Raw genomic sequence first — 19156 nt, 5'->3', positions numbered from 1 at the left:
ACCGAACTTCCGGCGATTGCGCCGCGAACAAAAAATGCCGATGAAAACGCGCGGGAAAATAAAAAAAAAGAGCAGGCTCGCCTGCTCTTTTTTTCGCTGACTGGAGAAGTTATTTTCCTGGCGCTGTCTTGACCATCGAACCGTCAACAATCTTCACGCGGTCGCCGACTTCGAATCCGCTGCGGCTTTCGAGCGCGACGGTTTGGCGCTTGCCGTTATCCATGCGCACCGAAAACCGGTACAGATTACTGTTGTTGCCGACCCGACGCTGCACCTGCAGGCCGGAAATCGCACTGCTCGAAGCGCCGGCGACAGTGGCTGCGGTTTGTGACGTATCGCCGTTTTCGCTGCCGATCGCACCGGCAAAGCCGCCTCCTGCTCCGCCGAGTACCGAGCTCAGCCCGATGCCTTCGCGTCCCTCGGCGATATTGATCGATTCGATGAACCCGCAATCGGTACAATCTGTTCCGGTGGCAGCGGCGCTATCAGCCTCCTTGTCCGCACCCAGCGTGCCGCAGGCAGATATCAGCGCTAATGCGGATATCGATAAGAACAATCTGATTATGCTCATGACACTCTCCTTTCGGGGGACAGTCGAAGTATAGCGTAATGGAAGCAGTTTTGCGGCTACACAAAAAGGAGCAGAAATGAACAAGGAACTATGGGTTCTGCTGGCGGTGCTGGCGATTATCGCAATCGGTTTCGCTCTGATGATGCGCCGCTTAATGCGCCAAAGCCGGGAAGCGGAACGCAATATCGATCACAGCAAGCTTCGCGATATCGAGGACGAACAATAGACGAGCGGTAAGCCGCTTAGAGGAGTTTTACAAAGCTTTGCAAAATTTACACCGACATCAAACACCGTCGCTTCGCATCCGTGGACGATTCACGGAACGTATAGCTTGCACTGAGCCTCAATTGAATGATGCCGGCAGCATCAGGTCGCCTTATTCCGTTGAATAAAGGCCTCCCCATAACTATCATTAGACTTTTGAGCATGAATCCTTGGCTTCGCGAACCCCTGACGAGCGCATCGCGGCCAGCGCGTCCGTTACGGAGGCACTCGCCTCGCGGCCGCGCACTTCCAGCAATTCGCCGCGCATGACCAGACCGAATTTTCCCGCCCGGCCTGCGATCTTCCTGTTCGTTACCGGCTTCGTCGTCGCGGTCTACGCGGCGCTGGCGCTGGTGGCGCGTTTCGACATGAACTGGGCGCAAGCGTTGGAATCGGTTGCGTCCAGGATGCCGCCGCACGTCGCGCTCGGGCTGTTGCTGGGCGGTGCATCGCTGATGTCGTGCACGTTTCGCGCGCGAATCCTGAGCATCGCGCTTGCCGTAGCTGTCATCGTCCTTGGCGGCGTGCATCTGGTCGAATTCGGCGCCGGTTGGCAGTTGCCGGCGGCGCTTTCTGTCGGCAGCCTTTTCGCCGATACGGCCGGCGACGCTGCGTCGATCTCACTTCTGACCGCACTGAATCTTGTCCTGATAGGCACGATGGTCGCGGTACTCGCAGCGGCGCGCGAACAGCTCGCATCCGACGTCATCGTCGCGCTCGCCGCCTCCGCCGTGCTGGCGATCTCGCTGGTTTCCCTGTTCGCCCATGTCAGCGGCAGCCGCTTCGTTTACGACAGCCTGCGCTTCAGCGGCGCCGAACTGGAGATTTCGATCGCATTCATCGCGCTCGGTCTCTCCCTCACCATCTACATCTTTTCCGGGGCCGAGCGAATCGAGTTGAGGAAGTGGGCGCCGATCCCGCTCTGGTTCGGGGTTTTCATTTGCACGCTTCTGCTCTGGCAGGCATTGCGCGTCCAGGAAGCGGGCGACGCACAGCAGGCCGTTGCTCGAACCGCTGCCGCAATGCGCGGCGACGTTGCCGAGCACGTGCAAGCGCGCACAGAGACGCTGCGCCGTTTTGCCGCGCGCTGGCAAATCTATCAGCCCAGCGAAGCGCAATGGCGCACGGAAGCAAACCAGTATGTCAAATATCTGTCGGACTTGACTGCGCTTTATTGGGCTGATGACGACCTCCGCGTGCAATGGGCCGAGCCCGCATCGGGTGATGAAAGCGGTGACAAAGCGGCCAGCGGGCTGATTCTCAGTGACGATCCTGCCCATCGCGCCGCCCTCGATTCGGCGTTGGCGCATCGCGACGTCGCCGTGACCGGATCGATTGATCTCGCCGGCGGCGGTCGCGAGTTGCACGTTTACGCGCCGGTTTACCGGCCTGGCGGCGGCAATGGCGCAGCGGGCAATCCGGCAGAGGCGACGCTTGCCGGCGTTGTCGTCGGCGTGTTCCGTTTGCAGCCCTTGTTGGACGGCCTCCTGAAAAACCAGTTTCCAGGCTTTGCTGCGACCCTGAAGCAAGGCGATCAAATCATCTACGATCCATCCGGGCCAGGCGAAAAGCTGGCGCGATCGTGGGCGGTGACCGAAACCATACCGCTCAGCCAGGGTGGCGATAGCGCCTGGCAATTAACTGTCACGCCTACCCACGAAACGGTCCGGCAAACCCAATCATCGATCCCGGAGGCGGCCCTGGCGTCCGGGATCGGTCTCGCTTCGCTGCTCGCTTTCATGGCTTTTCTGCTGCAGACCGCCTGGCGGCGGTCACGCCAGTTATCGATTTCGAATCAAGCGCTCGCCTACGAAGTGCGGCAACGCGTGGCCGTCGAGCGCGCGGCGCGTGAAGCAGAGCAGCGTTCGCGCCTGATTTCCAGCGTGGTGCGCGATTACGCGATCTACACCTTATCGACCGATGGCCTGATTACGAGCTGGAATGAAGGCGCGCAACTGACCAAGGGCTACGCAGCCGAAGACATCCTCGGCAAACATTTTTCGATCTTCTTCACTGAAGAACAGATCGAGCGTTCCCTGCCCGAGCGATCGCTGCAGCTTGCCGCGACGCAGGGGCGTTACGAAGACGAGGACTTGCGGGTGACCGCCGATGGCGGCGAATTCTGCGCCGACGAAGTCATTACGCCGATGCGCGATGAGCAAGGTCAACTGCAGGGTTTCTCGGTCATCACGCGTGACGTAACGGAGCGGAAAAACGTCGAGCAGAAAATTCGCGAATCGCGCGATTTTTACATGAAGCTGATTGGCGACTTCCCGAATCCGGTGCGGCGTTCGGATGCGTCCGGCAGGTGCGATTACTTCAATCGGGCGTGGCTGGATTTTACAGGGCGTAGCCTTGAGCAGGAGCTGGGCGATGGCTGGCTCGAAGGCGTGCACCCCGACGACCGCGAGCGTTGCATGCAGGCGCATGGCGAAGTGTTGACGGAGCGCACCGGCTTCGAGGTCGAATACCGGTTGCGGCGCGCCGACGGCAGTTACGGTTCCCTGCTCGATTTCAGCCAGCCGTTCTACGATCAGCGCGGCCGCTTCACCGGATATATAGGCGCCTGCTACGACATGACCGAACGTCGCGCAGCCGAAATCGCGCTGCGCAGCAGCGAAGCGCGCTACGAAGCGATGACTTCCAATGTCCCAGGCATGGTATTTCAGCTGGAAACCGACGGCGCCAGCATTCATTTCCGTTACGTCAGCCGCAAGGTCTATCAACTTTTTCGCATCGGCCCGGGGGCAGTCAAGACCGACGCGGAGGCCTTGCTGGGTCTGATGCCGCCGCAGGACCGGGAGCGGTTCACGAGTAGTCTGGCGGAGGCCGCGCAGCACATGACCGAATGGCAGTGGGATGGCCGCGTGTTGCCGCGCCAGCGCGAGTTGAAGGAGATCAAGTGGGTCACGGTCAAAGCCTCGCCAACTTCGCTCGAGGACAGCAGAACGCTGTGGGATGGCGTGCTGTTCGACGACACCGCGAGGCGGCGCGCGCAGCTCGAAGTCGAGCATTCGCGCGAACAACTGCGCGCGTTGTCGCATCACCTGCAAGCCGTGCGCGAGGAAGAAAAATCGCACCTTGCGCGCGAGATTCACGATGAGCTTGGCGGCACCCTGACCGCTCTGAAAATGGACATCGCGTGGCTGATTCCACGGCTGACTCCCGCGCAGGGGTTATTGGTCGAGCGCATCCGTGGGATGTCGCAACTCGTCGATTCGGCGGTTTATGCAATGCGGCGCATCTCGAGCGAGTTGCGGCCAACCTTGCTCGATGATCTCGGTCTGGTCGCCGCGCTGCAATGGCAGGCTGCGGAGTATCAAAAGCGCACCGGCACGACGTGCTCGGTCGATGCCGAACCCGAGGATAGCGTCGTTCCGAACGAACTGGCGGTCGCGTTTTTCCGCGTGTTCCAGGAAGCGCTGACCAACGTGACCCGGCATGCGAAGGCCAGTCACGTCATAGTGACTTGGCGGGAGCGCGCCGATGGCTATCTGTTGCAGATCGCAGATGATGGCGTCGGTTTCTCGGAAGGACACCGCATCAAGCCGACATCGAACGGCATCCGCGGCATGACCGAGCGCGCGCGCCATCTGTTCGGCAATGTTTCGGTTGCGAGCGCGCCCGGCAAAGGAACGACGGTCACGGTGTCCCTGCCAAAAGCCAGTCAGGACGAGGAAGCCCGCTCGTCCGCCACGGGTTAGCTTCGGGTTTTTTCTTTTGCTAACCCGCTCCCGGGTTGTAGGACGACGCCTACAACCACCTCCATTCCGCCTACAGCAAAATCAGTTATGAGCCGATAACGGCAAATTGCGTATCGGACTAGCATTCGCCTAATTGCTGTTAGGAGCAACCTTTCATCATCGTAACACTTCGGGAGAAACTGAAAACATGGACCAAGCCATTGCAGTGCCCCACGAAAATCTGATCAACTTTCCGTTCAGGAGCCTCGATTTTGCAATGCCGAGAGCGGCCGTCGCCGTCCGACCCACGACGAAAACAAGCTACGGCGCAATCCATGGCATGTCGCGGCCCATGCAGCGTCTGTACCGGACGATAGACAAAGTCGCCCCGACCGACGCTACAGTGCTGATTGTGGGCGAGAGCGGCACCGGCAAGGAATTGGTCGCAAACTCTATTCACCAGCGCAGCAAACGTTGCGAGCAGGTTTTCATCCCGATCAACTGCGGCGCGGTATCGCCGAATCTGATCGAGGCGGAACTGTTCGGCCATGAGCGCGGCAGCTTTACCGGCGCCAACCGCATGCACAAGGGTTTTTTCGAACGCGCCGCCGGCGGCACTGTTCTGCTCGACGAAATCACCGAGATGGCCCCCGAGTTGCAGGTAAAGCTGCTGCGCGTGCTGGAAAGTGGAACGTTTTCGCGAGTCGGAGGAGATCAGGAGATCAAAGTCAAGGTGCGCGTCATTGCCGCCACCAATCGGGATCCGCAAGCTGCCGTTGCCGCGGGCCAGCTCCGCGAAGATTTGCTGTATCGACTGTCGGTGTTCCCGATTGAGGTCCCGCCGCTGCGCGAGCGCGGTGACGACGTCGAGTTGCTGGCGCAACATTTTCTCGGCCTTCTCAACGACGCCGAGGACGATGTCGACAAGCGCTTTTCGGCGCGAGCGCTCGCAGCCCTGCGCGAGCATTCATGGCCCGGCAATGTCCGCGAACTCAAGAATCTCGTGCAGCGCTCATTTATCCTGGCCGACAACGTCATCGAGCTCGATGGCCTACTTCAGCAAAACGCCGAAATCAAGGTACTGCCGGCGGCGGAGCGTGGCTTGCGCTTCGAAATCGGCACACCGCTCGCGGAGGCGGAAAGACAGCTGATCTGCGCAACGCTCGATTATTACGATGGCAACAAGAAGAAAGCCGCTGAAGTCCTCGGACTCAGCCTCAAGACCTTGTACAACCGGCTCAACGAATATCGCACCGCGCACGATTACCATTCCGCTACACGCCCGGCGGATCGGGAAGCTTTTGGCTAGCAGAAAATGTCAAAACCAGGGCGCCTAGTTTATTAAACTCGAAAAGGACTTAGAGATGAAAACGACAATGAAAGCATTTGTGGTCTTCGCAACGTTTTTGCTGGCGCTGACCGGCTGCGCCGGCTCACAGACAAAAGGAAGTACCGGGGATTTAATTGACGACGCAACAATCACCACAAAGGTAAAAACTGCGTTATTGGGCGCCCCTGACGTAAAGGGAACGCAAATCAGTGTCGAAACCTTCAAGGGCACGGTCCAGTTGAGTGGTTTTGCGGACAACGCTGAAGCAAAACGGCGTGCTGAAGATTTGGCAAAAAGGGTTGACGGCGTAAAGTCTGTCAAAAATGACATTCTCATCCGCGGCAAACAGTAACTTGACCCCGGGGATATAGGCCATGAACATTAGAACGGAAAAGATCGCTGATGCCACGACCGAGCTTGCGCACCGCTCGGACGATAAAATTGCGGATGCGGCAAGTTCAATAGAAACCGGTTTGCGCGCGGGGGCCGACTGTATGCGCTCCGGCGCGGAGAAGTCGGCAAGCCAGGCAAGACAGCTGGTCGATGCAAATCCACTCTCGTCGATTGCACTTGCGGCGTTGGTCGGCGGGCTGCTGGTGTGGCTTATTAAGCGCTAGCGCAATCCGACACGACTGGCGAGCAAAACGGCGCGTTTTCTTGCGCCGTTTTTTGATTCCGACACACAGCGCCACGCTGGCCTTTTCGCGGTTACATCAGGGGAATCACAAACTGTGAAAATTCTTCTTTGGATCGTGTCGGCATCATTTTCGTTATCGGACTACTCGTCGTGACGGGGGTATTGAAACTGATCTTTTAGTTCTCCTGCTCAGCTTTTCTTTTGCTTCCTGCTCGACTGCGTTCAGCACGCCAATCAAAACATTTTAACGCTGCAACAGCGTTGCAACGGGGATTAACTACGCTTTTGCTGCCGCTCGAGCCGCTTCAGCAGTTGCAGGACGCTGCGCTCGGCTGAATCCAGTCCAGACTTTCTTGTTGGCTGGACCGCGACAAACAAGCTTTTGGTCGCGATGAGCGTCAGCTAGTCCCGGATGTATATAGTACTTGCGGCAAACCGAGGGCGTATTGCCCATATGCAGTGCGACCGCTTTGACGGCGGTATCGAAATGCTGCTTGGTGGTGCCGCCGCTGTCTTCTTCACGCAACTGGCTCAATACACAGCTCGCCGCGACCGTTCCCACCCAGGTGCGGAAATCCTTGGCTGTAAATCGCTCTCCCGAGGCATCGCGCAGATACTGGTTCACGTGATCGGATGAAATGTCGCGTGCAACCCCCTGCTCATCGAAATAGTTGAACAATTCCTTGCCGGGCAGCTCCTGACAACGGCGGATGATGCTGGCTATCCTGTGGTCGGCGAATTCGACAGCGTGATGTTTACTGCTTTTGCCCTGAAACTGAAAGCGGATTTTTTTCCCGTTGACCTCAACGTGACGCCGCCGCATCGTGGTCAGTCCGAACGAGTGATTGTCGCGCGCGTATTCGGCGTTGCCGACACGAATTGCCGTCGCATCGAGCAGCTTGATTATCCCCGCCACCACTTTCGCCTGGGGTAAACCGGGCAACTTTAAATCGGCCTCAATCTGTTTGCGAATTCTCGGCAGCGCATCGCCGAAAGCCACCATGCGCGAGAAATTATTTTCGCTGCGAGTGGCCCGCCATTCGGCGTGATAACGATATTGTTTACGCCCGCGCGCGTCGCGGCCGGTCGCCTGCAGATGGCCATCGGGCAGCGCGCATATCCAGACATCACGCCATGCGGGCGGAATTGCCAGCGTTTTGATGCGCGCAAGGGTTTTAGCCCCCTTGACGGTTTTTCCATCGACACCGCTATACGTAAAATTCTTGCCGCGAGAACGACGGCGCCGGATTCCAGGCGTCCGGTCGTTTACGTAACGCAGACCCGCCCGTCTGGCGGCATCCTGTGAAACAATCTCCAATGAATCGGGCATGCAGAAATTTGGTATGATGACGCGGTACTGAAAAAAGCACTTTTAGCAAAACGCATGCCGGCCGCTTCGCGCCTGCCTGACCGCCCTTCTCTCAGACAATATAATATGTTGTCATCCGTCAAAACGTCCGACCCAGTAGAAAAAATGATCAGGATTCTGGTTGCCGACGATCATGCGATCGTTCGCGAGGGATTGAAGCAGATTCTGGTCGGGGTCGAGGATATGCACGTCGGTGGAGAAGCCTGCACCGGCAAAGAGGCGTTGGCCAAAATCCGCGAGTCGTCCTGGGACGTCGTGCTGCTCGATATATCGATGCCCGACAAAAATGGCATCGATACCCTGAAGCAGATCAGGCAGGAAAGGCCGGATTTGCCGGTCCTGATCCTGAGCATGTTTCCGGAAGATCAGTACGCTGTCAGTCTGCTGCGCGCAGGGGCCGCCGGCTACATGACCAAGGAAAGCGCGCCCAGCCAGTTGGTGAATGCGATCCGCAAAGTCGCGCAGGGGAAAAAATTCATCAGCGGTACCTTGGCGGAAACTCTTGCCTTGGAGCTGGGCGGCGACATCGCCAAACCCGCGCACGAAAGTTTGTCGGAACGCGAATTCCAGATCTTTTGCAAGCTCGCTGTCGGACAAACCGCGTCGCAAATCGCTGAAGAGTTGTTCATCAGCGTAAAGACAGTGAGCACTTATCGCTCGAGAATTTTGCAAAAGATGAAGATGAAAACCAATGCCGATCTCACTTACTACGCGATCAAGAGCGGCTTGGTCGAATAGATTTGCTTTGCTTGTCGGAATAATCCTACAGAATTAACAGACGCCGCCGATGGCGCCGCCATCTGAAACGTCTATAGTTGTCGGATGTTGATTGAACAAATGGAAAAACGGCGTCCGATCCGGGTTTACATCGTCGAAGATGCCGAGATCGTTCGTCGACGTCTGATCGACGTTGTAGGGGAGACGCCCCACAGCGAAGTGATCGGCTTCGCCGACACCGAATCGACCGCGATCGATGGAATATGCCAGGCTCGCCCTGATCTTGTCATCATCGACATTCAGTTGCGGCATGGTAACGGCATCAATGTGGTTCACGCATTGAAGAATATGGATCTTGCGCCGCTACCGAAAATGATCGTTCTGACGAACTACGCTTTCCCGCAGTACCAGAAGAAATGCGAGGACTCGGGCGCCGATTATTTTTTCGACAAAAGCACCGAGTTTTCCCGCATCAGCGAAGTTCTGGAATCGATGTAAGCAAGCTCCCGAGCGCAGTAAATTGGCCAATCGAACGGCCGACCCCCGAACAACTACGTCGCGGCCGGTTTGACCTTCAGTTGCAGTTTTTCCTTGATACGCGCCGATTTCCCTGAACGCTCGCGCAGGTAATAAAGTTTGGCGCGCCGCACGTCACCGCGCCGTTTGACTTCGATCTGCGCAATGGAAGGCGAATGCATTTGAAAGGTGCGCTCGACGCCTTCGCCGGACGAAATCTTGCGCACGATAAACGACGAGTTCAGCCCGCGATTACGACGCGCGATAACGACACCTTCGAACGCCTGCAGACGTTCGCGGTTTCCTTCCTTGACCTTGACCTGCACGACCACGGTATCGCCTTGGGCAAAAACCGGAAATTGCTTTCCGATACGGGCCATTTCTTCATCTTCAAGCTGCTTGATCAGATTCACTTACCGCTCCTTGACTTAGGGAACCTTAGCTGACTTCCTCGCCGGCTTGCCGCTCATCCTGGTTTTGCCGCTCATCCTGAATGGCCTGCCTGAATTCGTTTAGCAACATCCTTTCATGCTCGCCCAGCGTGAGCCGTTCGATCAATTCCGGGCGACGCAACCACGTCCTGCCCAACGCCTGCCGCAATCGCCAACGCATGATTTCCGCGTGGTTGCCCGACAATAATACCGCGGGTACTTGTTTGCCCCGATAAACTTCCGGCCGCGTGTAGTGCGGCCAGTCGAGCAGGCCATTGACAAACGAATCCTCGGGCGCCGATCGGGCATCGCCCAAAACTCCGGGAATTTGCCGCACCAGACAATCGATCACCACCATCGCCGCCAACTCGCCGCCCGAAAGAACATAATCGCCGATCGAAATTTCATCGTCGATCTCTTCTTCGATCACGCGCTCGTCTACGCCTTCGTAACGCCCCGCGAGTAAAATCAAACCTTGCTCGGCGGCCAACTCCGACAAGGCGGTTTGCGATAGCAGACGACCCTGCGGTGACAGGTAGACGGTTTTGCTGCGATCGACACCGGCGCTTTTTTGCCGCTGCCTGGCAGCGCCGATGGAGCGGCGCAAAGGCTCGGCGAGCATCACCATACCCGGACCACCGCCGTAAGGCCGGTCGTCTACGGTGCGATACGCGCCGTCAGCGAAATCCCGCGGGTTCCACAATACGAGTTCGTAATGTCCCGCATCGCGCGCGCGCCCGGTGACGCCGCACGTCGTTACCGCATCGAACATGCGCGGGAACAGCGTAATCGCATCGAACTGCATTGAAGATGCTTCGCGCAACACTCGCCTACTCTTCCCAATCCACGCAGATCCTGCGCGCTGCAAGATCCACTTCGATTACCGCCGAAGCGATGAAGGGGATCAGAAGCTCGCGCCGGCTCTCCTTTCCGTTCGTGACGCGCAAAACGTCGTTCGCACCCGTCTTCAGTAATTCGGCGACTTCCCCGAGTTTCCCGCCGTCGGCCCGGACAACCTCGAGGCCGATCAAATCGGCCCAGTAATACTCGCCTTCGTCATTCGCCGGAAGCGAAGTGCGCGGCACCGCGATGACCGATCCTTTCAAGACCAGAGCGGCATCGCGGTCTTCGCAGTCGGGAAATTTCGCGACGACCGATTTTCCCTGTACCGCGAAACCTTCCGGTACGACTTCACGGAAATCCCGAAAACTTCCGGAAGCCTCGTCTCGTCCCACCCACCACGTTTTGTGGCCGCCCAGGCCGTCCAGCGTTTCGGTGTAAGTGTAGAGCTTGACCCATCCATTCAGACCCAGGGGCGCGAGTACACGCCCCATTATTACCAGCCGCTTCGATTCAGACGGCAGCGGTGTCCGCACCTTCGGTAACAGCAGTATTTTCGCCCCGCTCAGCGGTATTTTCGCTTTGCTTGGGGCTCTGCCGCTTCAACAAGCGGGTGACGGTATCGCTCAGCTTCGCGCCCTGACCCTGCCAATACGCGATGCGTTCAGGCGCGATGCGCAGACTTTCGGCATTGCCGCGCGCCAGCGGGTTGTAAAAACCGACGCGCTCGATAAACTTGCCGTCGCGCGCGCGGCGCGAGTCAGCCACGACTACGTTATAGAAAGGACGGTTTTTTGCGCCGCCGCGCGCCAGTCGAATCACTACCATTGTTTGCCCGCCGGGTTATAGCCGCGCCGAGTTGGCCGCGGATTGAATCGCAAATGCAGTCGTGAATGCGCGAAGCCCTGCGCTGAGAGAGAAAAGGCGGGATTTTACGCTGCCGCCGCCAGCCTAGGCAAGTTTTTGCCGGGAAACCCGGCGCGTTACTGTTCATCGCGACAGGACGTCCGAGCGCTGAGCAGGCATTTAACGCATGCCTGGCAGCATGCCTTTCATACTCCGCATCATTTTGGCGGCGCCGCCTTTCGAAACCATTTTCATCATCTTTTGCATCTGCTCGAACTGGTTCAGCAACTGATTCACTTCCTGAACGCTGACCCCAGCGCCGGCCGCTATCCGGCGTTTGCGCGACGCCTTTAGAATTTCCGGCTTTGCGCGCTCGCGCGTCGTCATGGAATCGATGATGCCTTCGATGCGCCCAAGGATTTTTTCGTCGAACTGGCTGCCCTGCGCGGCTTGGCTCAATTGCGCTGGCAACTTGTCGAGCAACGCACTCATGCCACCCAGCTTTTTCATTTGTCGCAACTGCGCCTTGAAATCCTCCAGATCGAAACCTTTGCCGGCCTTGACCTTTTTTGCCAGCTTCTCAGCTTCGGCGTGATCGACATTGCGCTGCGCGTCCTCTATCAGCGTCAGCACATCGCCCATGCCGAGAATGCGCGAAGCCATCCGTTCCGGATGAAAAGCTTCGAGGCCCGTCAACTTTTCGCCGACGCCGATAAACTTGATCGGCTTTCCCGTGATATGGCGCACGGACAGCGCAGCGCCGCCGCGCGCGTCGCCATCGAGTTTGGTCAGCACAATGCCGGTCAGGGGCAGGGCTGCCGCAAATGCTTTCGCAGTATTGACGGCGTCCTGGCCTTGCATCGCGTCGACAACAAAAAGCGTTTCGATCGGTTTGACAGCACCGTGCAAATCGGCGATTTCGCGCATCATCGCCTGATCAATGGCGAGGCGGCCCGCGGTGTCCACGATCAGCACATCGTGAAAATGGCGGCGCGCGTGGTCGAGTGCGGCGCTGGCGATCCGCACCGGCTCGGAAACCGTATCGGCTGCGAAGAAATCCGCGCCGATTTGATCAGCCAAAACGCGCAACTGCTCGATCGCGGCGGGGCGGTACACGTCGCAGCTGGCGAGCAGCACTTTTTTCTTGCGTTGTTCACGCAGGAGTTTCGCCAGCTTGCCTGCGGTGGTGGTCTTGCCGGCGCCTTGCAGCCCGGCCATCAGGATCACGGCAGGCGGCGCGGCATGCAGATTCAGCGCGTCATTGCGTTCACCCATCAGACGCACGAGTTCACGATGGACGATGCCAACTACCGCTTGTCCCGGCGTCAGGCTGCCCATCACTTCTTCGCCCAGCGCATCTTTCCTGATGCGCTCGATAAAATCCTTGACGACAGGCACCGCGACATCCGCTTCGAGCAGCGCCATCCGGACTTCGCGCAGGGCGTCCTGAATATTCTCTTCGCTCAGGCGCGCCTGACCACGCAAATTCTTGATGACGCCGGACAGGCGTTGCGACAGATTCTCGAACATGGAAACTCCGCTGGATGCGCCAGGGGGACAAGATTCGCCGACGCAAGATGGTGTAGACTGAAACGCGAAAACCGATACCGATGTCCGGCATTTTACCTTATCTCATCAATGCACTGCTGTATGCGGTGCTCGCTATTCACTTCTGGCGCGGCGCCTGGCGTCCGCAAGCAGGCGCCGCGCTCGGTGGACCGCTACCGATCGCTGCTGATACGCACAGCAATGATTCCCGGCAGCGCAGCAATTGGCTCGATCAGCTCGCTGTTTTTGTTCCACTCGCCCTCCATACCGCGTTGTTGTATCGACTGCTGTTCGCGGACGGCGGCCTGCACCTCGGTGTTGGTGTCGCTATTTCCGCAATCCTCTGGCTTACGGTGCTGATCTACTGGCTCGGCAATTTTTTTTACAACCTGCGAGGTTTGCAAACGCTGGTCATCCCGATCGCGGCGTTTTGCGCTGCGGCGCCTGCGGCCTTCCCCGCGCTGCATCCGCTCGAAAATACGGCTTCGCCGGCGTTCCGCGCGCATCTGCTGATCGGCCTGCTCGCCTATAGCCTGTTCACGATCGCTTCGTTGCATGTCATTTTGATGACCATGCTCGAGCGACGGCTGCATAGCGGCGCAATGCCGCCGATACTGCACGGACTGCCCCCGCTGCTGACTATGGAGAAACTGCTGTTTCGAATCATCGCAGCGGGATTCGCGCTGCTGACGCTGACCTTGGTCAGCGGTTTCATTTTTTCCGAAAACCTGTTCGGAAAACCGCTGCCGTTGACCCACAAGACTGTTTTCGCGCTGTTGTCGTGGCTGATTTTCGCGCTGCTCCTGAGCGGACGAAGATTCTACGGATGGCGCGGGAGTACGGCGGTGCGCTGGACACTTGCCGGATTCATCACACTGGTGCTTGCTTACATCGGCAGTCGCCTCGTCCTCGAAGTCATTCTGCAGCGGTAACATCCTGCGGGCGCGCCTTGCGCCTTGGCCTACACCCCCTTCCGACCGACGGTATCTTTACAAACAGACGCCGTACGTGCATTATTCCGCAAGTCAAATATCACGGCAATTCAATATGGTTGCAGCAACTTTGCAAAGTAATTTAACCGGTTTGGGTCGGGCTCTCGTGCAAAAGGGCAAACTGCGCGAGCTCGAAGCCGAAACGCTGCAGTCGCAGGCGGCTTCCGCGCAACTGAGCTTTGCCGAGCAACTGCTCCTGAGCAAAAAGATGAATGCGCGCGAACTCGCGGAATTCGCCGCTTACACATTCGGTTTCCCGTTATTCGATCTGAATGCATTCGACCCCGATCACCTGCCGAAGAAGCTGATCGATAGCAAGGTCATGCAGACGCGGCGCGTATTGCCCTTATACAAGCGAGGCAATCGTCTTTTCCTCGGCGTATCCGATCCCAGCAATCGGACCGCACTCGAGGACATCAAGTTTCAGACCGGCCTCATCATCGATCCGATCGTCGTAGAAGACGACAAACTCTCGGCTTTGATTCACAAGACTGTCGAAACCAGCGATGTCAACCTGACCGATCTGGTCGGCGACGACGTGACGCTCGAATTCGCTGATGCCGAGGCGCAAGCCACGGCGGACGATAGCGCCGATGTCGACGATGCGCCGGTCGTAAAGTACCTGCAAAAGATCCTGCTCGACGCAATCAATTCCAACGTTTCCGATATTCACTTCGAGCCGTACGAAAAATTCTTCCGGATTCGCTACCGCATGGATGGCGTCCTCTACGAGATTTCGCAGCCGCCGCTCGCGATCAAGGAAAAAATCGCTTCGCGCATCAAGGTGATATCCAAGATGGACATCTCCGAAAAACGCGTGCCGCAGGACGGCAGGACCAAGTTGGTGATGTCGAAATCGCGGGCAATCGATTTTCGGGTGAGTTCGCTGCCGACGCTGTTCGGCGAGAAAATCGTCATGCGGATTCTCGATCCGTCGAGCGCCCAACTCGGTATCGATGCGCTGGGTTACGACCCGGATCAAAAACAATTATTGATGAATGCCATCGCCAGGCCCTACGGAATGATCCTGGTTACCGGCCCGACTGGCAGCGGCAAGACGGTCTCGCTGTACACCTGTCTGAACATTCTGAACAAGCCGGGCACCAATATTTCGACTGCCGAAGATCCGTCCGAAATCAATCTGCCGGGCGTCAATCAAGTGAACGTCAACGACAAGGCCGGATTGACTTTTTCAGCGGCGCTACGCGCTTTTCTACGTCAGGATCCGGACGTCATAATGGTCGGCGAAATTCGCGATCTGGAAACCGCCGAAATCGCGATCAAAGCCGCGCAGACCGGTCACCTGGTACTGTCGACCCTGCATACCAACGATGCGCCCAGCACGTTGACGCGGCTGATGAACATGGGAATTGCGCCATTCAATATCGCGTCGTCGGTGCTGATGATCACGGCGCAACGGCTGGCGCGGCGCCTGTGCAGTTGCAAACGCCCGGCCGATATCCCGATCGAGGCGTTGCTCGCCGCCGGTTTTACCGAAGAAGACGTCGATGGAAGCTGGGAGCCCTATCACCAGGTCGGCTGCGATATCTGCAAAAACACCGGTTACAAGGGACGCGTCGGGCTATATCAGGTAATGCCGATTTCCGACGAGATGACGCGCATCATCATGCGCCAGGGGAACGCGATCGATATCGCCGATCAGGCGAAACGCGACGGCATAAGCGATTTGCGGCGCGCGGGACTATTGAAAGTGAAACTCGGCATGACTTCGCTCGAAGAAGTCGAGGCCGTTACCAACGAATAGGGAGCAAACGATGGCTGCCGTGATTGCGAAAAGAGATGTCAAGCAATACAACTTCTCATGGGTCGGACGTGACAAATCCGGCAAGTCGATGCGCGGCGAAATCCGCGCGAGCGCGGAATCGGTCGTCAATGCGACGCTGCGCCGGCAAGGCATGACCCAGGTCAAAATCAAGAAGCAGAGAGCCCGGCGCGGCAAGAAAATCACCGACAAGGACATCGCGCTGTTTACGCGCCAGCTTGCAACCATGATGAAAGCCGGCGTTCCGCTGCTGCAGTCGTTCGACATCGTCGGCAAGGGACACAGCAACGGGTCGGTGCAGAAATTGCTCGGCACAATCAAGTCTGACATCGAAACCGGCAGCAGCCTGAGCCAGGCGTTCCGCAAGCATCCGCTTCATTTCGACGCACTGTATTGCAATCTGATCAGCGCCGGCGAGCAGGCCGGTATTCTCGACAGCCTGCTCGACCGGTTAGCAACCTACAAAGAAAAAATTATCGCGATCAAGGGCAAAATCAAATCGGCATTGTTCTATCCGATTTCGATCATTGTCGTTGCCTTCATCATCACCGCCGTCATCATGCTGTTCGTGATTCCCGCGTTCAAGCAGGTGTTCACGAGTTTCGGCGCCGACTTACCGGCGCCGACCTTGATGGTGATTGCGATGTCGGATGCTTTTGTGAGTTACTGGTATCTGATTGTCGGCGTTCTGGGCGGTGGTGGCTGGTTCTTCTTCTATACCTGGAAGCGGTCTAAAAAAATGCAGATGGTGATGGATCGCTGGCTGCTGCGCATGCCGCTGTTCGGCGAGATCCTCCGCAAAGCGACCATGGCTCGCTGGACGCGGACCCTGTCGACCATGTTCGCGGCCGGCGTGCCGCTGGTCGAAGCGCTCGACTCGGTCGGTGGCGCCGCCGGCAATCACGTTTACCTCGAGGCGACGAAAAAAATCCAGGGAGAAATTTCAACCGGCACCAGCTTGACGATCGCCATGCAGAACAGTGAAGTGTTCCCGAATATGGTGCTGCAGATGGTCGCGATCGGCGAAGAGTCGGGTGCGCTCGACTCCATGCTGTCCAAGGTCGCGGATTTTTTCGAGGCTGAAGTCGACGATTCCGTTGAAGCGCTAAGCAGTCTGATGGAGCCCATCATCATGGTCGTGTTGGGTGTCTTGATCGGCGGCATGGTCATCGCGATGTATTTGCCGATTTTCAAACTCGGCCAGGTCGTATAACGAGAGCTCGAAAAGTCGGCGCAAAGGATCGGAAGACCGGTCTTTTGCGCCTTTTCATCAGCACCGACAATTCCGCCTTTCCTTTCCCCCTGATCTTGTGATTGACGCGCTGCAAAGTTTACCCTCTCTATTCATTTCGGTATGCGGCCTGCTCGGCCTTGTCGTCGGCAGTTTTATCAACGTCGCCATTCACCGCGTTCCTAAAATGCTCGAACGCGAGTGGCGCGAGCAATGCGCCGAATTGAGTCGCAGTGAATCGCACGGCTCCCCAGGCGCCGAATCGGCGGCCTTACCCCCGTTCAACCTGATCAGGCCGAGGTCGCGCTGCCCCGCTTGCGGGCACACCATCGGGGCGCTGCAAAATATCCCGGTGTTGAGCTATGTGTTTCTGCGTGGTAAATGCGCGGCGTGCAAAACGCCGATCTCGCTGCGCTACCCGCTGATCGAGATTCTGACCGCGGTTCTCAGCGCGTTCGTCGCGTTTCACTTCGGTTTCAACGTGCAAACGTTGGCGGCATTGTTTTTTGTATGGGCCCTGCTCGTGCTCGCCTTCATCGATATCGACACCCAGTTGCTGCCTGACAACATCACGCTGCCGCTGCTGTGGAGCGGTCTCTTGCTGAATCTGGGCGCGGTTTTTACGGACCTGAATTCCGCCGTGATCGGCGCCGCTGCCGGCTACCTGACGCTCTGGTCTGTGTATTGGCTGTTCAAGCTTGCCACCGGCAAGGAAGGCATGGGTTTCGGCGACTTCAAGCTGCTTGCGGCGATTGGCGCATGGTTTGGCTGGCAACTGCTGCCCGCGGTGATTCTGCTGTCGTCGCTGGTCGGCGCAGTCATTGGTATCGGGCTGATCGTATTCGCCCGCCACGGGCGTAATGTGCCGATTCCATTCGGACCTTATCTGGTGCTCGCCGCGCTGATCGCGCTGTTTTGGGGGCCGGCGCTCAACCGCGCCTATCTTGGAATCTAGGGCCTGTTCACGGATGCCGTTCACGGTAGGCCTCACAGGTGGTATCGGGTGTGGTAAATCGCGCGCAGCCGATTTCTTTGGGGAACTTGGCGCCGGGATTGTCGACACCGACGTTATTTCTCATCACCTGACCCTGCCAGGCACAGCAACCATAGCTGCGATACGACGCGCCTTCGGTGATGATTTTTTCGAACCGGACGGGACCTTGAACCGAAGCAAACTGCGCAGCCGTGTTTTTTCCGATGCTCGCGCCCGATCCGCGCTGGAGTCGATCCTGCACCCGGAAATTCGACGAGCCGCGGAGACCGAAGTCGGCGCGTTGAAAACACCTTATGGGGTACTGGTCGTGCCGCTCTTACTCGAAACGAGCGCGCTGCGCGAACTCGTAGATCGCGTGCTGCTTGTCGATTGCGCCGAGCATCAGCAGATCGAGCGTACGGTCCGGCGCGGTCTTGCCGAGAATGACGTGCGGGCAATCATGGCATCGCAGTTAAGCCGAAGCGAGCGCCTTGGCCGCAGCGACGACATCATCGACAATTCGGCAGGGCCCGAAGAACTGAAGCTCTCGGTACAAACGCTGCACGAGAGATATCTGGAGATGGCATATGCGCGTGGCGCAACACCCGCCGTCAATTTGTAAAAGCACGCCGAATAACGCAAAATTCAGTCTCCAATCCGCTCCCCCTCCATCGTGATCAGCTACGAATACCCGCTCGGCGAGCGCATCCGCACGCTTTTGCGTCTCGAAGATTTGTACGACAAGGTGCAATATTTTTCGGCGAAAGCGGGCCCTTACGATCACCATTCGGCGCTGCTTGCGCTTTTTGAGATTCTCGAAGTGGCCAGCCGCGCCGATTTGAAGTCCGATCTGCTGCAGGAACTCGAGCGCCAGAAACAAACGCTCGACGCCTTGCGCGGCAACCCCGCGATTTCGGAACAGGCGCTGGAAAGCGTGCTGGACGATATCGAGACGACTGCGACACAGTTGCTGGAAGTTCCCGGAAAGGTCGGTCAGGATTTGCGCGACAACGAATGGCTGATGAGCATCAAGCAGCGCACCAGCATTCCGGGCGGCGCCTGCGAATTCGACTTACCGTCTTATCATTACTGGCTGAATCAGGACGCGGCCGTGCGCCGCGGCGATCTCGAAAACTGGCTCGAGCCATTTTTGCCGATCCGTAACGGCATTGCCATTGTCCTTCGCGTGCTCCGCGATAGCGGCAAGTCGACGCAGCAGATGGCGGCGCAGGGCGTGTTTCAGCAAATGATGACCGGTCGCCAGGCGCAGATGCTGCTGATCAGACTGAGCCGCGAATTCACGTGTGTGCCGGAGATCAGCGCGAACAAATACGCGCTCAATATTCGTTTCACCATCCAGGAAGGCGCGCAGCGGCCGCGCGTTGCCGAAATCGATGTGCCGTTCGAACTGACTTTCTGTAATCT

Annotated in this window: 20 protein-coding genes; 13 read left to right on the top strand and 7 right to left on the bottom strand. The window is 57.9% G+C overall.

Features of this window, described 5'->3' with window-relative positions; translation table 11 throughout:
* Positions 1–109: 109 nt before the first annotated feature.
* Positions 110–571 carry a hypothetical protein gene (locus tag H0V78_08475; protein ID MBA2351812.1) on the bottom strand — a complete coding sequence of 154 codons (462 nt, stop codon included), beginning with the start codon at positions 569–571 and terminating at the stop codon, positions 110–112.
* Between the two features lie 76 nt (positions 572–647).
* Here H0V78_08475 and H0V78_08470 point away from each other — a divergent pair, with 76 nt between their 5' ends.
* The 5 genes from H0V78_08470 to H0V78_08450 all read left to right on the top strand — a co-directional run bounded on the left by H0V78_08470 (position 648) and on the right by H0V78_08450 (position 6465).
* Entirely contained in the window at positions 648–797 is a 150-nt protein-coding gene (locus tag H0V78_08470; protein ID MBA2351811.1) for a hypothetical protein, read from the top strand.
* 304 nt (positions 798–1101) lie between these two features.
* Positions 1102–4539, top strand: a complete 3438-nt coding sequence (locus H0V78_08465; GenBank protein ID MBA2351810.1) for a PAS domain S-box protein — start codon at positions 1102–1104, stop codon at positions 4537–4539.
* 187 nt (positions 4540–4726) lie between these two features.
* The gene (locus tag H0V78_08460; protein MBA2351809.1) at positions 4727–5827 is read left to right on the top strand and encodes a sigma-54-dependent Fis family transcriptional regulator; all 1101 of its coding nucleotides are present in this window, start codon (positions 4727–4729) and stop codon (positions 5825–5827) included.
* A 55-nt stretch (positions 5828–5882) separates the two neighbouring features.
* Complete coding sequence (locus tag H0V78_08455; GenBank protein ID MBA2351808.1) at positions 5883–6200, top strand: BON domain-containing protein; 318 nt, start codon at positions 5883–5885, stop codon at positions 6198–6200.
* Between the two features lie 22 nt (positions 6201–6222).
* On the top strand, positions 6223–6465 hold the full coding sequence (locus tag H0V78_08450) for a hypothetical protein (GenBank protein ID MBA2351807.1): 243 nt from the start codon (positions 6223–6225) through the stop codon (positions 6463–6465).
* A 297-nt stretch (positions 6466–6762) separates the two neighbouring features.
* Here the strand turns inward: H0V78_08450 and H0V78_08445 are convergent, their stop codons facing one another.
* On the bottom strand, positions 6763–7815 hold the full coding sequence (locus H0V78_08445) for a DNA topoisomerase IB (GenBank protein MBA2351806.1): 1053 nt from the start codon (positions 7813–7815) through the stop codon (positions 6763–6765).
* Positions 7816–7959: 144 nt separating this feature from the next.
* Here H0V78_08445 and H0V78_08440 point away from each other — a divergent pair, with 144 nt between their 5' ends.
* Together H0V78_08440 and H0V78_08435 are read left to right on the top strand one after the other, a co-directional pair.
* The gene (locus H0V78_08440) at positions 7960–8592 is read left to right on the top strand and encodes a response regulator transcription factor (protein ID MBA2351805.1); all 633 of its coding nucleotides are present in this window, start codon (positions 7960–7962) and stop codon (positions 8590–8592) included.
* A 99-nt stretch (positions 8593–8691) separates the two neighbouring features.
* Positions 8692–9069: a response regulator transcription factor gene (locus H0V78_08435; GenBank protein MBA2351804.1), complete on the top strand. Its 378-nt coding sequence runs from the start codon at positions 8692–8694 to the stop codon at positions 9067–9069.
* Positions 9070–9122: 53 nt separating this feature from the next.
* Here H0V78_08435 and rplS read toward each other — a convergent pair whose 3' ends face one another.
* The 5 genes from rplS to ffh form a co-directional block, all read right to left on the bottom strand.
* Positions 9123–9500: a 50S ribosomal protein L19 gene (gene rplS, locus H0V78_08430; protein ID MBA2351803.1), complete on the bottom strand. Its 378-nt coding sequence runs from the start codon at positions 9498–9500 to the stop codon at positions 9123–9125.
* A gap of 25 nt (positions 9501–9525) precedes the next feature.
* A complete protein-coding gene (gene trmD / locus H0V78_08425) occupies positions 9526–10323 on the bottom strand; it encodes a tRNA (guanosine(37)-N1)-methyltransferase TrmD (GenBank protein ID MBA2351802.1) in 798 nt (265 codons plus the stop codon).
* 25 nt (positions 10324–10348) lie between these two features.
* Positions 10349–10852 carry a ribosome maturation factor RimM gene (gene rimM, locus H0V78_08420; protein MBA2351801.1) on the bottom strand — a complete coding sequence of 168 codons (504 nt, stop codon included), beginning with the start codon at positions 10850–10852 and terminating at the stop codon, positions 10349–10351.
* A gap of 19 nt (positions 10853–10871) precedes the next feature.
* The gene (gene rpsP, locus H0V78_08415) at positions 10872–11186 is read right to left on the bottom strand and encodes a 30S ribosomal protein S16 (GenBank protein MBA2351800.1); all 315 of its coding nucleotides are present in this window, start codon (positions 11184–11186) and stop codon (positions 10872–10874) included.
* A gap of 198 nt (positions 11187–11384) precedes the next feature.
* Positions 11385–12734: a signal recognition particle protein gene (ffh, locus tag H0V78_08410; GenBank protein MBA2351799.1), complete on the bottom strand. Its 1350-nt coding sequence runs from the start codon at positions 12732–12734 to the stop codon at positions 11385–11387.
* A gap of 80 nt (positions 12735–12814) precedes the next feature.
* Between ffh and ccsA the strand changes: the two genes are divergently transcribed.
* From ccsA to zapD, 6 genes are all read left to right on the top strand, one after another.
* Positions 12815–13684, top strand: a complete 870-nt coding sequence (gene ccsA / locus H0V78_08405) for a cytochrome c biogenesis protein CcsA (protein ID MBA2351798.1) — start codon at positions 12815–12817, stop codon at positions 13682–13684.
* A gap of 115 nt (positions 13685–13799) precedes the next feature.
* Positions 13800–15509, top strand: a complete 1710-nt coding sequence (pilB, locus tag H0V78_08400) for a type IV-A pilus assembly ATPase PilB (protein ID MBA2351797.1) — start codon at positions 13800–13802, stop codon at positions 15507–15509.
* Between the two features lie 10 nt (positions 15510–15519).
* Positions 15520–16740, top strand: a complete 1221-nt coding sequence (locus H0V78_08395; GenBank protein MBA2351796.1) for a type II secretion system F family protein — start codon at positions 15520–15522, stop codon at positions 16738–16740.
* Positions 16741–16837: 97 nt separating this feature from the next.
* Positions 16838–17713 (top strand): prepilin peptidase, encoded by an 876-nt coding sequence (locus tag H0V78_08390; protein MBA2351795.1) that lies wholly within the window; start codon positions 16838–16840, stop codon positions 17711–17713.
* A 13-nt stretch (positions 17714–17726) separates the two neighbouring features.
* Entirely contained in the window at positions 17727–18353 is a 627-nt protein-coding gene (locus tag H0V78_08385; protein ID MBA2351794.1) for a dephospho-CoA kinase, read from the top strand.
* 51 nt (positions 18354–18404) lie between these two features.
* A partial coding sequence (gene zapD, locus H0V78_08380; protein ID MBA2351793.1) for a cell division protein ZapD occupies positions 18405–19156 on the top strand: 752 nt, incomplete at its 3' end.

The organism is Burkholderiales bacterium, from assembly GCA_013695435.1.
GTDB lineage: Bacteria > Pseudomonadota > Gammaproteobacteria > Burkholderiales > JACMKV01 > JACMKV01.
This window is presented reverse-complemented; position numbering and strand designations above follow the sequence as displayed.